This is a genomic window from Paracidovorax sp. MALMAid1276 (assembly GCF_049198005.1).
GTDB lineage: Bacteria > Pseudomonadota > Gammaproteobacteria > Burkholderiales > Burkholderiaceae_C > Acidovorax.
Genome location: NZ_JBMIRS010000199.1, coordinates 16,568 through 33,745, shown reverse-complemented (window position 1 = coordinate 33,745; position 17,178 = coordinate 16,568). Strand labels below are relative to the sequence as shown.

Annotated in this window: 16 protein-coding genes, 1 pseudogene and 1 riboswitch; of the genes and pseudogenes, 2 read left to right on the top strand and 15 right to left on the bottom strand. The window is 70.8% G+C overall.

What is annotated here, in order from left to right; genetic code table 11:
* The 15 genes and pseudogenes from ACOQFS_RS15690 to ACOQFS_RS15620 form a co-directional block, all read right to left on the bottom strand.
* Positions 1-286, bottom strand: a pseudogene (locus tag ACOQFS_RS15690) (cobyric acid synthase CobQ); the annotation flags it as partial.
* A gap of 53 nt (positions 287-339) precedes the next feature.
* Positions 340-732: a DUF3037 domain-containing protein gene (locus ACOQFS_RS15685; protein ID WP_421563760.1), complete on the bottom strand. Its 393-nt coding sequence runs from the start codon at positions 730-732 to the stop codon at positions 340-342.
* Positions 719-1,513 carry a HipA family kinase gene (locus ACOQFS_RS15680; protein ID WP_421563759.1) on the bottom strand — a complete coding sequence of 265 codons (795 nt, stop codon included), beginning with the start codon at positions 1,511-1,513 and terminating at the stop codon, positions 719-721. The genes ACOQFS_RS15685 and ACOQFS_RS15680 overlap by 14 nt, the downstream gene beginning before the upstream one ends.
* Entirely contained in the window at positions 1,510-2,601 is a 1,092-nt protein-coding gene (locus ACOQFS_RS15675; RefSeq protein ID WP_421563758.1) for an aminotransferase class I/II-fold pyridoxal phosphate-dependent enzyme, read from the bottom strand. Before ACOQFS_RS15675 ends, ACOQFS_RS15680 begins: the two co-directional genes overlap by 4 nt.
* Positions 2,586-3,593: an adenosylcobinamide-phosphate synthase CbiB gene (cbiB, locus tag ACOQFS_RS15670; protein WP_421563757.1), complete on the bottom strand. Its 1,008-nt coding sequence runs from the start codon at positions 3,591-3,593 to the stop codon at positions 2,586-2,588. The genes ACOQFS_RS15675 and cbiB overlap by 16 nt, the downstream gene beginning before the upstream one ends.
* A 42-nt stretch (positions 3,594-3,635) precedes the next feature.
* Positions 3,636-4,205, bottom strand: coding sequence for a cob(I)yrinic acid a,c-diamide adenosyltransferase (gene cobO, locus ACOQFS_RS15665; RefSeq protein WP_421563756.1), 570 nt, complete (start codon positions 4,203-4,205; stop codon positions 3,636-3,638).
* A 30-nt stretch (positions 4,206-4,235) separates the two neighbouring features.
* Positions 4,236-8,420 (bottom strand): cobaltochelatase subunit CobN, encoded by a 4,185-nt coding sequence (cobN, locus tag ACOQFS_RS15660; RefSeq protein ID WP_421563755.1) that lies wholly within the window; start codon positions 8,418-8,420, stop codon positions 4,236-4,238.
* The gene (locus ACOQFS_RS15655; RefSeq protein WP_421563754.1) at positions 8,417-8,779 is read right to left on the bottom strand and encodes a DUF2149 domain-containing protein; all 363 of its coding nucleotides are present in this window, start codon (positions 8,777-8,779) and stop codon (positions 8,417-8,419) included. Before ACOQFS_RS15655 ends, cobN begins: the two co-directional genes overlap by 4 nt.
* Positions 8,776-9,243: a hypothetical protein gene (locus tag ACOQFS_RS15650; protein ID WP_252658959.1), complete on the bottom strand. Its 468-nt coding sequence runs from the start codon at positions 9,241-9,243 to the stop codon at positions 8,776-8,778. The genes ACOQFS_RS15655 and ACOQFS_RS15650 overlap by 4 nt, the downstream gene beginning before the upstream one ends.
* Before the next feature lie 29 nt (positions 9,244-9,272).
* Entirely contained in the window at positions 9,273-10,067 is a 795-nt protein-coding gene (locus ACOQFS_RS15645) for an ABC transporter ATP-binding protein (protein WP_421563753.1), read from the bottom strand.
* A complete protein-coding gene (locus ACOQFS_RS15640) occupies positions 10,064-11,098 on the bottom strand; it encodes a FecCD family ABC transporter permease (RefSeq protein ID WP_421563752.1) in 1,035 nt (344 codons plus the stop codon). The genes ACOQFS_RS15645 and ACOQFS_RS15640 overlap by 4 nt, the downstream gene beginning before the upstream one ends.
* The gene (locus tag ACOQFS_RS15635; protein ID WP_421563751.1) at positions 11,095-11,997 is read right to left on the bottom strand and encodes an ABC transporter substrate-binding protein; all 903 of its coding nucleotides are present in this window, start codon (positions 11,995-11,997) and stop codon (positions 11,095-11,097) included. The genes ACOQFS_RS15640 and ACOQFS_RS15635 overlap by 4 nt, the downstream gene beginning before the upstream one ends.
* Complete coding sequence (locus ACOQFS_RS15630) at positions 11,997-12,584, bottom strand: bifunctional adenosylcobinamide kinase/adenosylcobinamide-phosphate guanylyltransferase (protein WP_421563750.1); 588 nt, start codon at positions 12,582-12,584, stop codon at positions 11,997-11,999. Before ACOQFS_RS15630 ends, ACOQFS_RS15635 begins: the two co-directional genes overlap by 1 nt.
* Positions 12,581-13,975: a cobyrinate a,c-diamide synthase gene (locus tag ACOQFS_RS15625; protein WP_421563749.1), complete on the bottom strand. Its 1,395-nt coding sequence runs from the start codon at positions 13,973-13,975 to the stop codon at positions 12,581-12,583. Before ACOQFS_RS15625 ends, ACOQFS_RS15630 begins: the two co-directional genes overlap by 4 nt.
* Complete coding sequence (locus ACOQFS_RS15620; RefSeq protein WP_421563748.1) at positions 13,960-15,837, bottom strand: TonB-dependent receptor domain-containing protein; 1,878 nt, start codon at positions 15,835-15,837, stop codon at positions 13,960-13,962. Before ACOQFS_RS15620 ends, ACOQFS_RS15625 begins: the two co-directional genes overlap by 16 nt.
* Before the next feature lie 98 nt (positions 15,838-15,935).
* Positions 15,936-16,172, bottom strand: a riboswitch (cobalamin riboswitch).
* Between the two features lie 36 nt (positions 16,173-16,208).
* Here ACOQFS_RS15620 and ACOQFS_RS15615 point away from each other — a divergent pair.
* The gene (locus ACOQFS_RS15615; protein ID WP_421563747.1) at positions 16,209-16,433 is read left to right on the top strand and encodes a DUF904 domain-containing protein; all 225 of its coding nucleotides are present in this window, start codon (positions 16,209-16,211) and stop codon (positions 16,431-16,433) included.
* Positions 16,430-16,813, top strand: coding sequence for a cell division protein ZapA (locus ACOQFS_RS15610; protein ID WP_421563746.1), 384 nt, complete (start codon positions 16,430-16,432; stop codon positions 16,811-16,813). The genes ACOQFS_RS15615 and ACOQFS_RS15610 overlap by 4 nt, the downstream gene beginning before the upstream one ends.
* Positions 16,814-17,178 lie beyond the last annotated feature (365 nt).

Sequence of the window (17,178 nt, the reverse complement as noted above, 5' to 3'; positions counted from 1 at the left end):
CGGGCTCGGCGCGCGCGGCCAGGGCCTGGAAATACTGAGCACTGCCGATTTCCGCCCCCACGGTCGCGCACTGCGTGTCGCTCCCTGCCCCCCAAGGGGGCCGCGTTTCGCCTTGGGGCGGCCCGGCGGCGAAACCGTTGGCCCCCACGCTCGCCACCACCCGCGCGTTGTTGCTCATGTTCTGCGCCTTGAACGGCGCGACCTTGAGGCCGAGGTTGCTGTAGTAGCGGCACAGCGCGGTGGCCAGCCAGCTCTTGCCCGCACCGCTGGTGGTGCCCAGCACCATCACGCAGCGGGCCGGCCGAGATGATGAAGAAGGAGAAGGAGAGGATTGCGAGGTCAAGGCAGCGGGCGGACCATGCGGTCCATGATGTGTTCGAGTGCGGCGGCCGCATCGGTGCAGCGGCCGGTGTGCACGGGCGATGTCTGGATGATGGCGCTGCGCCGGGCGGTGAGCCAGTGAAAGCGCTGGCGGTAGGGCAGGCGCGCGATGGGGCCGCAGGCGGCATCGCCCGCGCAGATGGACACGATGGCGGCCAGGTGGCGGCGCACCGTGTCGATGTCGGCATGCGGGTCCATGGCCAGAAGGCGTGGCTCGTCGAGCGCGATGGCCGCCTGCAGAAAGCCCGTGCGTTGGCACGACAGAATCACGCCCGCGTTGATGAACTCCTCGCGCTCCACGCGCGGCACCACGCGCACGATGGCGTAGTCGTACACCTCAGGCGCGTGCATCGGCGGCCTCCTTCAGCGCTTCGACCCAGGTGGCGCGCCCGGCCAGGCGGGCGCAGAAGTAGTCCACGTAGGCCTGGCGGTGGCTTGCGGGCGCGGCCAGCGGGCCCTCGGCATGGTCGGCCCCCGCCAGCGCCAGAAAGCTGTCGGGCACATCGGCCAGGATGCCTGCGATGGCCTCGGGCGTGAGGCGTGCGGCCAGCTCCGCATCCACCTGCGAAAGCGCCGTGGCCTGCCCCAGCAGTACATGGTCGGCAATGGGCGCAAAAGGCTTCGCGGGCTGGGCCACAGCACCGTTCCACGCGTGGTGAAAGGTCAGCGCCGCGCCATGGTCGATGAGCCAGGGCTGGCGGTGCCACACGAGCAGGTTGGTGTTGCGCGCAGTGCGGTCCACGTTGCCCACCAGGGCGTCGAACCACACGAGGCGCGATGCGAAATCGTCGCTCACCACGTCCACCGCCGGGTCGAAATTGAGCGCGCCCGACAGGTAATCGAGCCCCACGTTCAGCCCGTCGCTGGCGCGCACCAGGTCCTGGATCTCGGGGTCGGGCTCGGTCTGGGCCAGGGCCGCATCAAGCTGGGCCAGCACGATCTCGGGCACGGGCAGGCCCAGCGCACGGGCGATGCCGCCCGCGATGATTTCGGCCAGCAGGGCGCGCACGCCCTGCCCTGCGCCACGGAACTTGAGCACATAGGTGCCCTGGTCGTCGCCTTCGACGATGGCCGGCATGGAGCCGCCTTCGCGCAGCGGCGTGACGTAGCGGTTGACGGTGATGGTTCTCACAAGGTGCTTCCTGAACCGGTGGATGACCGGTACCCAGCGATCGTACGGCGCCTGTGCAGAGCCAGCCAAGCTTCCCGCAGTGCGTCCTGCGCAGCGGGCGCCAGCACGCCCAGGCGCACGCTGCCGGGCAGGCCGAACGAGGTGGCGTCGCGCAGCTGGATGCCTGCGGCGCGCAGGGCAGCCAGGTCGCCCGGCAGCGAGGCGCTGGCGGGCTGCGCGCAAAAATAGTTGGCCCGGCTGCCCGCGTGCACCGTCCAGCCCAGCCCGTGGCACAGCGCCAGCTGGCGCGACTTCCATTCGCGCAGCGTGGCCAGGCTGTGCACCAGCCACTGCTGGGCCAGCGGCTGCACCCAGGCCTGCAGCAACGCCACGCCATGCGCGCCCACCGGCCACGACGGTGCCAGCGCCACGAGCGTGTGCACCTGCTCATCGCTGCCCGGGGGCGCGATGGCATAGGCCGCACGCACGCCGGTCAGCCCCAGGGCCTTGTTGGGGGTCCAGAGCTGCCAGCAGCCCGCGGGCAAGGTCCCGGGCGGCACGGGCGGCGCGCCCGTCCAGGCGCCCTCCGGGTCCAGCCGCAGCGGCGCATAGGCGCAGTCCAGCACGCGCAGCGCACCTGCCAAATCGCCTCCGTTGCTGTCGTCGCGCTGCCAGGCCCGCGCCGCCGGATCTTCGCGGCCCAGCGGGCTGGAGGGCTCGCACGCCCATTGCAGGCCCGCCGCCGCCGAAGCGCCGCGCAGCACGCCCAGGCCGCGCACCTGCGCGGCATGGGCATAGTCGCCATAGCTGTGCGCTGGCAGGGCCACCTGCACCGCCCCCTGCTGCACGGCCAGCGCGGTGATGCGGTGGATGAATTCGCTGGCACTGGCGGCCAGCACGACGCGCGCGGGGGCCACGCCATGGAACGCGGCCAGGCTTTCGCGCAGGGCGGTGTATGCGGGGTCAGGGTAGCGGGTGGCGTCGGCGGCCTGCAGGGCCTGCACGGCCGCCGGGCAGGGGCCGCAGGCGTTGCTGTTGGTCGAGAAGTCGAACCGCGCTGCGCCCGCAGCGTCCGGGCCACCGTGCACGGGCATTACGCCTGCAGCCATGCGAAACCCACCAGGATGAGCAACTGCAGCGCAGCCAGCGCGGGCACCAGCCACAGCAGTGCGTGCCCGCACAGGCGCGCGGCGCGGCGGGTGTCCAGCGGGCCGGCACGGCGCCCGCTGCCATGCAGGGTGTAGACGCCGGGCTTGGCCAGGCGCACGTTCAGCGCCAGGGCCATGGCGGCCATGGGCCAGCCGCTGTTGGGCGACGGGGTCTTGCGCGCCTGGCGCACCAGTGCGGGCAGCGGCAGCCCGCCGGCGCTCAGCACCAGCAGCAGCGCGGTGATGCGCGCGGGCACCCACGACAGCACATCGTCGGCCCGTGCGGCCCACTTGCCCGCCCATTGCCAATAGCGCCCGCCGCGCATGCCCGGGTAACCCCACATGGCGTCTGCCGTGTTCGCAAAGCGGTACAGCGCCGCGCCCGGCAGCCCCAGCAGCGCGAACCAGAACAGCGGCGCCACCACCGAATCGTTCAGGTTCTCGGCCAGGGATTCGATGGCGGACTCGCGCACCTGGTCCGCGTTCAGCGCGCTCACGTCGCGGCTGACGAGCCGCGCCAGCTGCGTGCGCCCGGCGGCCAGCGACTGGCCCTGCGCCACCTCCACCGCCAGGACCTCGTCATGCAGCATGCGCCAGGCCATCAGCGGCTTGAGCAGGGCCGCCAGAAGCGCTGCGGCCAGCAGCTCGTGCAGCATGGACACCAGCGACTGCGCCGCCCAAGAAACTACAAAAATAATAGCTGCCAAGGCACACCAGACAAGCGCTGAGGCCCAAAAAGACTTGAAATCCTGCGCCACGGGCTGGCGCGGCGCGATCCGGTCACCGGCCGCATGCAGGGCGCGGCCCATCCACACCACCGGGTGCCAGGCGGCGCGGGGCTCGCCCACCAGCCAGTCGAGCGCCAGCGCCAGGATCGGCACGCCGATCCACACGGCGGCAAACGGCCAGCCGCCCGCCGTGGCCTGCCACCACACGGCAGAAAATTCAGTCATGGGCGCCCCTGGCAAGCCTGTGCATGCAGCCTCCGGGCGCGCTCAGTCTTCAATGCCGCGCTGCGCGGGCACGCCGGCCTTGAAGGCGTGCTTGACGAGCTGCATCTCCGTCACCGTGTCGGCCAGCTCGATGATCTCGGGCGGGCAGCGGCGGCCGGTAAGGCACACATGCACGTCCCGGGGCCGCTCGCGCAGGGTCTGCAGCACACCATCCAGCGGCAGCCAGCCGTAGATCAGCGGGTAGGTGATCTCGTCCAGCACCACCAGAAAATGCTCGCCCGACAGGATGGCGGCGCGCGCCCTCTCCCACCCGTCGCGCGCGAGCTGGGCCGAGTGCTCCAGGTCCCGGCTCTTCCAGCTAAAGCCGTCACCCAGCCCTTCGATGGGAATGCCGATCTGCTCGAACATGCGGTGCTCGCCAAAGCGCGCGGTGGGCACCTTCATGAACTGGAAAATCCTCACGGCCTTGCCCCGGCCATGGGCGCGCAGCGCCAGGCCAAACGCCGCCGTGCTCTTGCCCTTGCCGTCGCCCGTGTTGACGATGACGAGGCCACGGCGTTCGCCTTCGGGTTTTTCATAGCGCTTTTCGGTGGGTGGGGTTTCGATCTGCATGGTGTGGATTGTTTGCGAAGAGGCCGGGCATCAAACGCCGGCGGGTTGCACGCGGGTCAGGGACGACGGGCGGCGGGCCTGCCATGCGGCGCCTGCCAGCACCACCAGGGCCATGGCCAGCACCGCGACGATGCGGGCCATGCGCTCCAGCGCGCTGGGCCCGGGGCGGGGCGCGGGCTCTGCGGCATCCCGCTCGGGCTGCCGCTCCAGCAACACGCCCATGGTAGGCACGGCGGGCGCGGCGGGCGGTGCTTCTGCCTGGGCGGGCGGCGCGGGCAGGTCGGCGGCAGACGGAGCGGCTGGTGCAGGCGCTGCCGGGGACTGCGGCGTGGCCACGACCATGCCAGTGGGCACAGGGGCGGTGCCCTGCGCGGCCTGCTCCACCCACCGGCGCACGCTGGGCAGCTCGGCCGCCAGCGGGGCCGCGCGGGTCAGCTCCTGGTACCTCTGCGCGAGCTGCCTTTGCGTATCGGCATCGGCCTGCCAGTAGCACTGGCGCTGCGCCTGCACCAGGCGTTCCAGCGATTGGGCATAGGCCTGCGGGTGTTCCTTCAGCCATTCGGGCAGGCCCAGCTGGTGCTTGTCGCGCACCAGCACGTCGTAAAAGCTCTGCCAATGGTCGCTGCGCACGGTGTCCGGTGCCACGGCCTGCCAGCCCCAGGCGAACTGCACGGCCTTGAGCACCTGCAGCGTGCCCGCATAGCCCTCGGCCTTCTGCGCCTGCAGCCAGCCGGGGTGCAGGTAGCGCGACTGCATCTCCAGCGCGATGGCGCGCTGGGCGGTCTCGGTGCGGGACTCACTCGCGTCCTGCAGCTGGGCCACATGCAGCTCCAGCCCTTGCGACCGGCCGGCCGCACGGGCCGCCGCCGACAGGCCGCCCAGATACTGGAACGGATCGTCCGAGCTGACCATGGCATACAGGTGCGAACTGCGCGACAGGATGGCGGCATCTGTGCGGCGCAGGTGGGCACCCAATGCCTGGGCCGCCACACCGCCTGCCACGCCCGTCACCGGCTCGCCCTCCAGATAAGGCTGGCTCATGCGTTCGAGGAACATCCGGCCCAGGCGCGCGTCGCGGGTTTGCAGGCCATCGCTCTGCACCGCGTCCGACAGGCCGGTGCCGTAGTCGCCCACCGCGTTGCCGAAGGCGCGCACGCGCGCCAACTGCTCGGCCTGCGCGCGGGGCACGCCGCTCTCGCGCAGCTCCTGGCCGATCTGCGCGGTGTTGCGTGCGATCACGTTGCCGGGCTCGGCCGTGGCGGCCTGGGCCACGGCGCGGTCGAGCAGCGCCATCAGCGCCGGGAACTGGTCGCGGTACGAGCCGGTGATGCTCATGAGCACATCGACGCGTGGGCGTTGGAGTTCGGCGGCAGGAATGGTCTCCACGCGCACCGGGCGGCCGGAGTCGTCCCACACCGGGCGCATGCCCAGCGCCACCAGCGCCTGCGCTTCCAGGATGCCCTGGTGGCGCAGCGTTTCGCCCGCCCACAGCGACAGCGCCATGCGTTCTGGCGCCCGGCCGCCATGGCGCGCCTGGTAGTCCTTGAACCAGTCGTTGAACAGCGTCTGCGCCACCGCATAGGCCTGGCGCGTGGGCAGGCGGCTCGGGTCCAGCCCCGTGAGGTTGCGGCCCGTGGGCAGGCTGTCGGGGTTGCGGATGGGGTCGCCACCGTAGGCCGCGGGCAGGTAGCGGCCCTCCAGCGCAGCCAGCAGGCCGGGCAGCTCGCCCTCGGTGGCCAGCAGGCGCTCCAGCGCCTGCGCGCGCTGGGCCAGTTGCAGCAATGCGGGTGTGTCGATGGGTTGGCGCGCGGCGCGGTTGGGCACATGGTCTTCGGCACGCACCACGTCGGATGCCGCCTGTGTGGGCAGCGCGGGGCGCAGGTCCAGAACGCTCGCGGCCTCGGCGTCCTGCAAGGCCACGTCCAGCCAGCGCGCAGGGCGTGCGGCCAGCACGGCGTCGTGCTTGATCAAAAAGGCTTCGTCGATGTCTTCGCCCAGCGCCTCGATCAGCGGCTTGCGCAGCGCCTGCAGGATGGTCTCGCGCCGCTGCTCCGGCGCAGGCACGCGGCCGAACACGGCCAGGCCCCTGGGCTGGGAGCTTTGCGCGAGCTGGTCCAGATAGGGGTGCAGGACTTCGAGGAAGCCGCTGAAATCGGCCGCGATGCGCGCGGCGCTCCAGCCCAGGTCGCGGTGCAGCTGGTGCTCCACAAACTGCGCCACCAGCTGCTTTTCGAGCGCGCGGCGCGTGGGGCCTTCGTCCACGGTTTCCCACTCGTGCATCACCTCATGCATGTGGGCCATGCGCGCCTCGAAGCCGGCCGGGGCGAACACCGGCGTGCGGTGGCTCACCAGCACGGCGCGGCCCCGGCGCTTGGCCGTGAGGGCTTCGCCCAGGTTGTCCACGATGTAGGGGTAGACCACCGGCAGATCACCCAGCGGCAGCAGCGCGTCGTCGTACACATCGAGCGCACGCGCCTTGCCGCCCGCCCATTCCTGCGTGCCGTGGGTGCCGAAGTGGATCAGCGCATCGGCCTCCCATTGCGCCCACAGGTACACCGCCAGGTAGTGGTGCGACAGCGGCGCCTTGGACTTGTGCATGAACGGGTTCTGGCCCAGGCGCAGGGTTTCCTCGCGCGGGGGCTGGGGCAATACCGAGAGCTTGCCCACCTGCAGGCGCGGGATGGCAAACACCTTTTCGCCCTGCCAGTCGACCACGTAGCGGCTCTTTTCTGGCGTGCCCCAGTGCGCGTTCATGCGCTCGCGCACGGCCTGGGGCAAGGTGGCCAGATGCTGCTCGTAGCGCGCCAGCGGCAGCGCGGCGGCCTGGCCGTTTTGCAGCAGCGCGCGCACGTCGGCGCCGGGGTAGTAGGCGGCCAGCAGCGGCTTGAGGCCATCGATCCAGCCCTGCTCGGGCACCTGCTGCGTGCGGTAGCCCGCCTGGGCCAGGCCGCCAGAGACCTGCTCCAGGCTGCGCGGCACGTTGAGGAACGAGGCGCCGAAGTTGGTGCCGCCCGGCGGGTAGTTGTAGACCATGGCCACCAGGCGCTTGTCGGCTGCCGGCTTCGTCTGCAGCGCAATCAGCCGCCGTGCCTTGGCAGCCACGGCCTGGGCCTGGCGCTCGATGAGGCGAAAGTCTTTGCCCTCGGCCCCGTGCGCGGCCACCAGCACCGGATCGATGGCACCGGCCGCCTCGGGCTGGGCCAGGTAGAAGGGCACGTCGGACAGCGACAAGCCCGTGTCGCTCGCCTCCCACGCGGCGGCATCGCCCGCGCGGTAGGGCTGCGTGCCCAGCAGCGGCACGCCCCAGCGCGCCAGCAGGGGCTGCAGCGCAGCGGCCTGGGGCACGAGCTGGTGCAACACCAGGGCAGACGCATGCAGGCGGCCGGGGCCTGAGCCTCCTTCAGCGGGCAACTCCAGCACCTCGGCCAGTGTTTGCGCCGAGACCTGCTGGCCAAATGCGGCATAGGCGAACAGGCCCTGCTGGCCAAACGTGCGCAACCAGGCATCCAGCCATTCGGTGCTGCCATCCACAAAATGGTGGCGGTGCACCAGCACGGCGACGGCGGGCAGGCCGCGCAGCGCGGGCTGGCCCTGGCGCCAGGCCTCCAGCGCTGCGGCGTGGGGCAGCAGGCGGGGCGCGTCGGGGTGGTAGATGCCCCGGGCGGGCAGGATGTCGGGTGCGGGCAAGTGGGGCAGGGCAACACCCGTGACCGTGGCCTGCGCCAAGGCGATGGCGTTCTTGAGATTGCGCGGGCCACCGGCCTGCAGGTAGGCCACTGTGCGGGCAGAAGCGTCGAGCGCCGCCAGATCGGTTGCGGGGGTGCCCGCAGGCACCCAGACCACCCGGCCGGGCGTGCGTGCGGCGCGCTCATCCAGCTGCGCCCCCGCCATGCGGCGAAGGCGCGCCTCCACGCTGGCATGCGGCGCGTCCACCCACACCATGGCGGCGCCCGCCAGCGCGCGCTCCAGCTGCCGGGCCTGGGCCGCGTCCAGCACGGCGGGGCCCGCGAGCGGGTAGTCGATGTGCGCAAAACCCAGGCCCGCCTCGCCCGCCAGGCGCTGCACCGTGGCCGTGCGCGGGGCGGTGGTGATGTCGGACGTGAGCCAGAGCAGCACGGGCGCAGCCTGCGTTGACTTCGCAGGCAGGGCGGCCTGCACCAGCGGCGCAGCCAGCAGCAGGCACCACAGCGCCGCACGCAGAGCCAGCGCCTTCATGGCTTCACAGGGTCGGCCGCGGCGGCTTGTGCGGGTGCCGCGCCAGTTTCGGGGATGTAGACGATGTTGCCGTCTTCGAGCCGATAGGCCACGCCCGCGCGCACGCCCTGCCCTTGCGCCGCGCTGCCCGCGCCCTTGAAGCGCACTTCCTTGCCCTGCTCGCGCACGACCACCTCCATGTCGGGCTGGCCCGCGTTGCGGATGATGGTCACGCTGTCATGGGCGCTGGTCTGGCTCTGCACGGCCACCGCCGTGAGCAGCGCCACCACCAGCACCAGGAACACATCCACCAGGTTCACGGCCGACAGCATCGGGTCGTCGTCGTCCTCAGCCAGCACATGCAGGTGCTTCAAGCTCATTGCGCCACCCCGCGCTCCTTGCGCACCACCAGCAGCTCGGCCAGCAGCCAGCGGCGGCGCACCGAGTACACCACCAGCCCCACGGACGCGGCCGCCAGCGCCAGCACCACACCCGCAAAGGCGCCGCTGAACACGGCCAGCGCCTGCTGGCCGTTGCCCGCCGCCACGCTCTGCAGCGCGGGGCCGAGCGGGATCATCGTGGCGATCAGCCCCAGCATGGGCGACAGGCGGCTGAGCAGGCGCACGGGCTCGACCTGGCGCACCAGTTGCAGCTCCAGCTCTTCCATCGACAGCCCGGGCGCCACGCGCAGCGAGCGGTACTGCGGCTGGCGCCAGCGTTGCCAGGCCTCCATGAGCGTGGCGCCACCGGCCCACAGCGCGTAGACAAAGGCCAGCCCCACCAGCACCAGCACCGGCCACAACAGCGACTGCGCGACCTGCGCAAAACCCGATTCAATGTTCATGATTCCGCTCCCTCAATTCATAGGTTGTTTCATTGGTTGTTCTTGCGCCGCAGCGATGGCAGGGCCATCCACAGGCCGTCGAGGTGCCGCACCTGGATGCGGTGGTCGAACACTTCTTCGAGTGCCGCGTGGGTGAGGGGTGCATCGCACGCGCCCTGGTGCAGCACGCGACCGCCCGCCATCACCACCATGTCGTCGGCCTGCAGCGCCAGCGACACCTCGTGCAGCACGCTGACCACCGTGCCGCCCGCGTCCACTAGCGCACGCATGGTGTGCAGCCAGTCGGTCTGGTGCGGGGGGTCGAGGTTGGCCAGGGGCTCGTCCATCAGCAGCACCTGCGCCTGCACGGCCAGCGCACGGGCCAGCAGCACGCGCTGGCGCTCGCCGCCCGACAGCTGGGACAGCGGGCGGTGCCGCCAGTCCCACGCCTGGGTGGTGCGCAGCGCCTGCTCCACGGCCGCGTGGTCGGCCGCGCCCGGCGGGGCCAGCCAGGGCTGGTGCGGCAGGCGGCCCAGCATGGCCACGTCGTAGCTGGTGAGGTCGTCGGCCGAGCCTTCGTTCTGGCCCAGCCACGCAAGCTGCCGGGCCCGCTCGCGCGCCGGAATCTGCGCCAGCGGGCGGCCCAGCAGTTGCACCTCGCCCTGCACCGCTGCGCGTGGCAGCAGCCCGGCCAGCACCTTGAGCAGGGTGGACTTGCCGGCACCATTGGGGCCGACGATGCTGGTCCAGCGCCCGGCGGGCAGTTGCAGGTCAATGCCCTGCAAGATCAAGCGATTTCCGATGCTGGCGCTTATCTGGTGGGCGCTGATAGCTACTGAATTCATAGCACACCGCCTTGCGCCGTGCGCCGGTGCATCAGCCACAGCAGGTAGGTGCCGCCCAGCGCCGCGGTGAGCACGCCCACGGGCAGCTCCTGCGGCGCCAGCACCCAGCGCGCGAGGATGTCGGCCGCCATCAGCAGCACCGCGCCCATCAGACTGGCCAGCACGATGTGCCGCTCGTGCTTCACGCGCACGATGGAGCGCACCAGGTGCGGCGCGGCCAGCCCCACAAAGGCGATGAGCCCCGTCTGCGCCACGGCCGTGCCCGTGGCCAGCGCCATGGCGGCCACCAGCCCCACGCGCATGGGCAACAGCGGCAGGCCCAGGCTGGCGGCCGTGGCCTCGCCCAGGGTCAGGCCGTCGAGCGCGCGCGCCAGCATCCAGGCCACCACCGCGCACAGCGCCCACACGGCCGCCATCAGCACGCAGGCCATCCAGCCCACAAAGGCGGTGCTGCCCAGCGTGAAGGCCTGCATGGCCTGCAGGATGTCGGGCGAGGCCAGCTCCACCAGGTCGCGCAGCGCACCCAGCACCACGCCCACAATCACGCCCGCCAGCAGCAGGCGCAAGGTGTGCTGCACGCCGCGCGCCAGGATCAGCGTGAGCACCACCGCCCCCGCAGCGCCCAAAAACGCCATGCCCGTGATGCCGATGCGCGCCATCCACTGCGCGGCCACCGGCGACACGCCAAACATCGCCATCGCCACCGCCCCGCCCAGCGCCGCGCCCGAGGCGCTGCCCAGCAGATAGGGGTCGGCCAGCGGATTGCGAAACAGCCCCTGCGCCACCGCGCCCGACAGGCCCAGCAGCGCGCCCGCCAGCCACGCGCCCAGCGTGCGCGGCAGGCGGATGTCCCACACGATCTGCCAGGCCACCGGGTCGCCGTGCATGCGCAGCACGCTGTCAAACCCCGTGCTGCCCACACTGGCGCCGCACACCGCCAGCACGGCGCTGGCCAGCAGCAGCCAGGCGGCGCACCAGGCGGCGCGGCGGGTGGCAGAGCCTGTGGGCAGATCGGCGTGTAGGCGGGTCATGAAGCCTGGTCCGCAATGCAGCGCGCCATGATGCGGGCGGCCTCGGCCATGCGCGGGCCGGGGCGCACCACCACGTCGGAGTCGCCGGGGCCGAACACGCACAGCCGGTTTTCGCGGATGGCGCGCATGCTGGCCCAGCCGGGGTACGGCACCATGGCCTGCATGCTGCGGTTGCCGATCATGATGATGTCGGGGTTGGCGCGCACCACGAATTCGGGGTTCAGGCGCGGGAACGGGCCGAGCGCGGCCGGCACCACATTGCGCACGCCCAGCCGGGTGAGTGTCTCGCCGATGAACGACGCCTCGCCCGCGCCGTACGGCCCCCGGCTCACCTCGAAGTACACGCGCGCATTCTTCGCCTTGGGCGGCAGCGATTGCGCCGCTGCCAGCACGCCAGCGTCGATCACGCGCCAGAGGCGGTCTGAGCCCTGCGCGCGCGGCACGCCCAGCAGGTCGCTCACGGCGCCCAGAACGCGGCGCACATCGGCATGGGTCTTGGGCTCCAGCTGCACCACCGTGACGCCCAGCGCCTCCAGCCGGTCGCTGGCGCGCGAGCTGACGGACATGAGCACCACGTCGGGCTTGAGCGCGACGATGGCCTCGATGCTCGGGTCCAGGCCACCACCCACCTTGGGCAGCTTGCCGACCACGGCCTCGGGCCAGTTGGAATAGCGGTCCACCCCCACCAGGCGGTGGCATTGCTCCAGCTCGCACACGCTTTCGGTCAGCGAGGGCAGCAGGCTCACGATGCGCTGCGGCGGGCGGGGCAGCGAGATCTCGCGGCCCTTGTCGTCCTGGATGCGCACGGGCTGCGCCTGCGCCAGCCCGGCCATGAGCAGGCCGAGCGCGATCACGATGGCGATCACCCAGAGGATGCGGCGCACGGGGGTGGGTTTCATCAATGAGGCTCTTTCAAGGTCAAGGGCAGGCCGGCGGCCATGAGCGTGACGCGGGGGCACACCTGGGCCACCTGCTGGTTGAGCGTACCCAGCGCATCCACAAAGCCGCGCACCTCGCGCCCCATCGGGATGACCCCCAGGCCGATCTCGTTGCCCACCAGAACAACGGGCCCGGGGGATTTCCGAACTGCTCCCAAAAACATAGCTGCTTGCGCTTGCCAGTCAAGCGCTAGGGCCTGTTTTTTATCAAAATCCATTGCCTCTCCACCCACGGGCATCGTCCAGTGGGTGAGCCACAGCGTGAGGCAGTCCACCACCAGCAGGGTCTGCGGCGTGGCCAGGCGCACGATGGCGGCGGCCACATCGCGCGGCTCCTCCACGGTCTGCAGGCCGGGCACGCGCTCGGCACGGTCGCGCTGGTGGCGGGCGATGCGCTCGCGCATCTCGTCGTCCCAGGCCTCGCCCGTGGCAATCAACACCGCACGGTGGTCGGCAGACTGCGCCAGCCAGTCGCGCGCCAGCAGCTCGGCGCGGCGGGACTTGCCGCTTTTCTGCCCGCCCAGGATCAGTTCGGTGGTGATGGTCATGCGGATGCGCCTCCCAGCAATTGCGCCACCGCCTCGGGGCTGGAGGGGAACCACGCATGGAAGTAGCTGGCGTGGATGCTGCCCTGCCGATACAGCGCCTCGCCCGCATCCGGCGCTGCCGATTCGTGCGGGCGCGCCGTGCGGGCCACCACGGGGGCGCTGCTGTCGCAGGTGGAATAGTGAAAGGTGTGGCCGCGCAGGGTGTGCCCCGCCAGCGCGAGCTGCTGCGGGCCCAGCGCCGCCAGGCGCTTTTGCATCGCCACGCGCCCGGGCAGCAGCCCCCACAGCGGCGCCGTGCTGCCGTCGGCCAGCGTGATGGATTCAAACAAGGCCATCATGCCGCCGCACTCGGCCCACAGGGGCCGGCCAGCGGCCACATGGGCGCGCAGGCTGGCCTGCGTGCCGGTGTTGGCGGCGATCTGCGTAGCGTGCAGCTCGGGGTAGCCGCCGGGCAGCCACACGGCGTCGCAATCGGGCAGGTTCGCATCGCGCAGGGGCGAGAAGAACTCCACGCGCGCGCCCATCTGCTGCAGGCATTGCAGGTTGGCGGCATAGATGAAGCAGAACGCGGCATCGCGCCCCACGGCCACGGTGCGGCCTGCCAGCAGCGGCGGCACGGCGGGGGGCAATGCAGGCGCTGGGAAATCCACCGTCCAGCGCTGTAACTCATCCAGTCCCATCTGGCCCAGGGGCGTGGCAGCAAGGGCATCGGCAGCCGCGTCCAGGCGCTGCAGGCTGTCGTCCAGTTCATGGGCGGCGACCAGGCCCAGATGGCGCTCGGGCAGCAGTGCGGCAGCGGCCTTGGCGGCTGCAGGCGCATGGCCGGCGGCCTGCACCCGCATCAGTGCGCCCATCCAGTCGTCGGCATCCTGCAGGCCGTCCCGCAGCATGTCGGCATGGCGTGCGCTGCCCACGCGGTTGGCCAGCACCCCGGCCCAGGGCAGGCCCGGCCGGTAGTGGCGCAGGCCAAAGGTCAATGCGCCAAACGTGCCCGCCATGGCGGAGGCATCGACCACCGCCAGCACCGGCACGCCAAAGCGCTGCGCCAGGTCGGCCGCGCTCGGGCTGCCGTCAAACAGGCCCATCACGCCCTCGATCAGGATCAGATCAGCATCGCGCGCCGCATCGTGCAGGCGTTGCGCGCAGTCGGCCTCGCCGTTCATCCACAGGTCGAGCTGGTGCACCGGCGCCCTGCTGGCCAGCTGGAGCCAGTGCGGGTCCAGAAAATCCGGCCCGCACTTGAACACCCGCACACGCCGCCCCTGGCGTGCATGCAGGCGCGCCAGGGCAGCGGTGACGGTGGTCTTGCCCTGGCCCGAGGCCGGGGCTGCAATCAGCAGCGCCGGGCAACGCGCAACGGCCTGAGCCGGAAGGCTCACTGCGGCATCCATTTCACGCCCACATAGGCCACTCGGCCGGGCGTGGCATAGGTGCGGGCCACTTCATAGTGCTTGTCGCCCGCGTTGTCCAGGCGGGCCACCAGCGTGAAGTCGCGCGCGATGCGGGTGCTGGCATACAGGTTGACCAGGCCGTAGCCGCCCAGCCGGAGGGTGTTGGCATCGTTGTCAAAACGGTGCCCCGAGGCCTGCACTTCCGCCCCGACGGTCCAACCCGCGATCACCGTGTCAGCCCCCAGCGTTGCATGGCGCTTGGCACGGCGGCGCAACTGCTTGCCCGTATCCAGGTCGCGCGGGTCCTGCAGGTCGATCGAGCCGCGCAACTGCACGCTGCCCAGCTTGTGTGACGCGGCCAGCGTGACACCCTTGTACTCGGCGCGCGCGGTGTTCATGTAGCAGCCAAAGGTCGACGCGCAGGGGCCAGGGCGGCCAAAGGTGATGAGGTCCTGCACGCGGTTGCGGTAGGCCGTGACAGAGAAACTGCTGCTGCCTTCGGCCCAGCGCAGGCCCAGTTCGACGTTGCGGCTGCTCTCGGGGTTGAGCGAGCCCACGCCGTATTCGCTGAAGCGGTGGTACAGCGTGGGCGCGCGAAAGGCCGTGCCCGCCGATGCCGTGACCCGCCACTGGGGGGCAAAGCGGTAGCCATAGGCCACGCTGCCCGTGCCCTTGCCACCAAATTCGCTGTCGGAATCGTGCCGCAGGTGGGCCTGCACGCTGTGCGCCCCGGCGGTGTAGCCGTAGCCCAGGGCCAGGGCGTCCTGCGAGCGCTTGCGGTCGATGGGCGCGTTCTGCAGCCGGTCTTCACGGCGCTCCAGCGCAGCCGTGACCAGGTGCGGACCTTGGCGCCATTCGTTCTGGAACAGGTAGCCGCGCAGTTGCGTGTCTGTGAGATAGACCGAGGGCTTGGTCTCGTAGCGGTCGCGCGAATCGGTGATCTGCACCCGCGTCTTGTAGTGCGCGGACCACTGCGCCTGCCAGTTCAGGCCCAGCGCGTGCAGCTGGTGCAGGTTGCGGTCATCGGCCGTGGGGCTGCTGTCGTAGCCGCTGTTGAGGTCGTTCACCAACAGCGTGCCCTCCAGCCGGTGCACGCTGTTGAGCTGCAAGCCGACGCGCGCGCTGCCCGAGGTGCTTTCGTAGCCATCGCGGTCCGGGTTGGCCGTGGCCAGCGTGCGGGCGCTGAAGCCCTTGCTCCGTTCATGCGCAATGCCCAGCGCGTAGTCGAGGGTGCCGCTGGCGCCGCTCACGCCGGCTTCCGCCTTGCGTGTGCCGTGCGTACCCAGCCCAATGCCCACATACGGCGCCACGCCGTTCTCGCCACGCTTGGTGAAGATCTGCACCACGCCGCCCATGGCGTCCGAGCCATACACGGCGCCGGCCGGGCCGCGCAGCACTTCGATGCGGTCGATCTGCGCCAGCGGGATGGATTCCCACGCGGCGCCACCGGTGGACTGCGAATCCATGCGCACGCCGTCGATGTACACGGCGGTGAAGCGCGATTCCGCGCCGCGCAGAAACACGCTGGTGGTGGTGCCGGGGCCGCCGTTGCGCGAGATCTCGATGCCGGGCACCCGCGCCAGCACATCGGCCAAGCCGGTCGTGCCGCTGGCTTCGATGGTTTCGCGGTCGATGATGCTCACGTCGGCCACGAGGTCGGACAGGGGCTGCGGGGTGCGCGTGGCGGTGACCACGGTCTCGGCGAGCGAGGGCTGGCGCAGGTTCTGCGCCACCTGCACCGCGCCGGGTGTGTCGGTTGACTGCGCATGCACGGCGCACGCGCCAAAAGCAGCCAGGGCCAGCACGGCGGGGCGCAGGCACAGCGGCGCCGCAATGCGCGCACGAAGGGTACGGATTTTCATGGAGTGAAGGTTGACAGGCACTACCCGAGCCGGCCTCCCCGCCAGCAATTGGGTGATACGGCTGCGCGCAAGGTGCTTCTTCCCAAAAAAGCAGCTCGCAAGCAACCACCGTGTTGGCCGGTATCCGGGCTGGCGGAACACTCTTCAACGCCTTCCCAGGTGCTTGTTCAAGGCACCCAGTGGCATGTGGATGAAAAGAGAATCGGGTGATTCGTCCGCTGACCGTTGCGGGGGCAGCGCAGGCTGGGCGCGCCCTGTGGGGCGGCGCCTCCCTGCTTCCCGTTGAACTGCGGCATGCGAACCACACCGCGAGCACCAACGCCGGGATTTTACGGCCGTTTGCAAGCCGCAACCCTACAATGAAAGGCTCTATGGCCTTACCGTCCCCCACCGACCAGATCGCGGAGCGCGTTGAACGCCTGCTGCTGCGCCATGCAGAGCTGCAGCGCACCAACGCCCTGCTGACCGAGCAGGTGGCGGCTCTCACCCATGAACGGGATTCGCTGAAGTCCCGCCTGAGCGCAGCCCGCGCCCGCGTGGACGCCCTGCTCGAACGCCTTCCCGCCGCAGCCCCCGCCACGAAAGACGCCGAATGAAACAGATCGAGGTGCAGATCCTGCAGCAAAGCTACCTGCTGACCTGCCCCGAGGGCCACGAGAGCCGCCTGTTGGATGCCGTGGAGCGCGTCGACACCGCCATGACCCGCATCCGCGATGCGGGCAAGGTGCGCGCCCGCGAGCGCATCGCCGTGCTGGCCGCACTGAACCTGGCGTTTGAAATTGCCGACCGCGAGGCCGCCGACCTTGCCGCCCGCGCCGCGCAGCCCGCGGCTGCCGCACCGGCACTGCAGCGCCCCGGCCCGGTAGGCGAAGCCAGCCCCCAGGCCTCGCTCTTGCCCGATGCCGACCATGAACGGCTGCAGAGCCTGGTGCAGCGCCTGGACCAGGCCCTGGGCGACGACGGCCGCCTGCTCTAGGACCCCGGCAACGCACCCGGCAAGCTGCACCGGCTTGCCCCCACCCCAAGCCCGCGCTTCGCATCTGCCGCCCCTGAGCGCCTACAATGGAGGTGTCTGCGGTGCCGCCGGGCTTTATATTTCCTTGAACCAATGCTCAATGAGCTCGGGCTTGGTATATCGCCCAGCAAGCGTGATCATCTCGCGTCAGATGAACCCAATGCAAGGCTGCCCTCGCCCACCTGAACCCCCGGTTCAGGATGAGAGTCCGGTAGCATCCGCGGACACCTGATTTCCCCCCATGCGCCCGCTGCACCCGCTGTGCGTCTCGCCACAGCGGGTTCGCGCGGGCCGCATTTTTCCCGGCCTCGCTTCGCTGCGTTCTT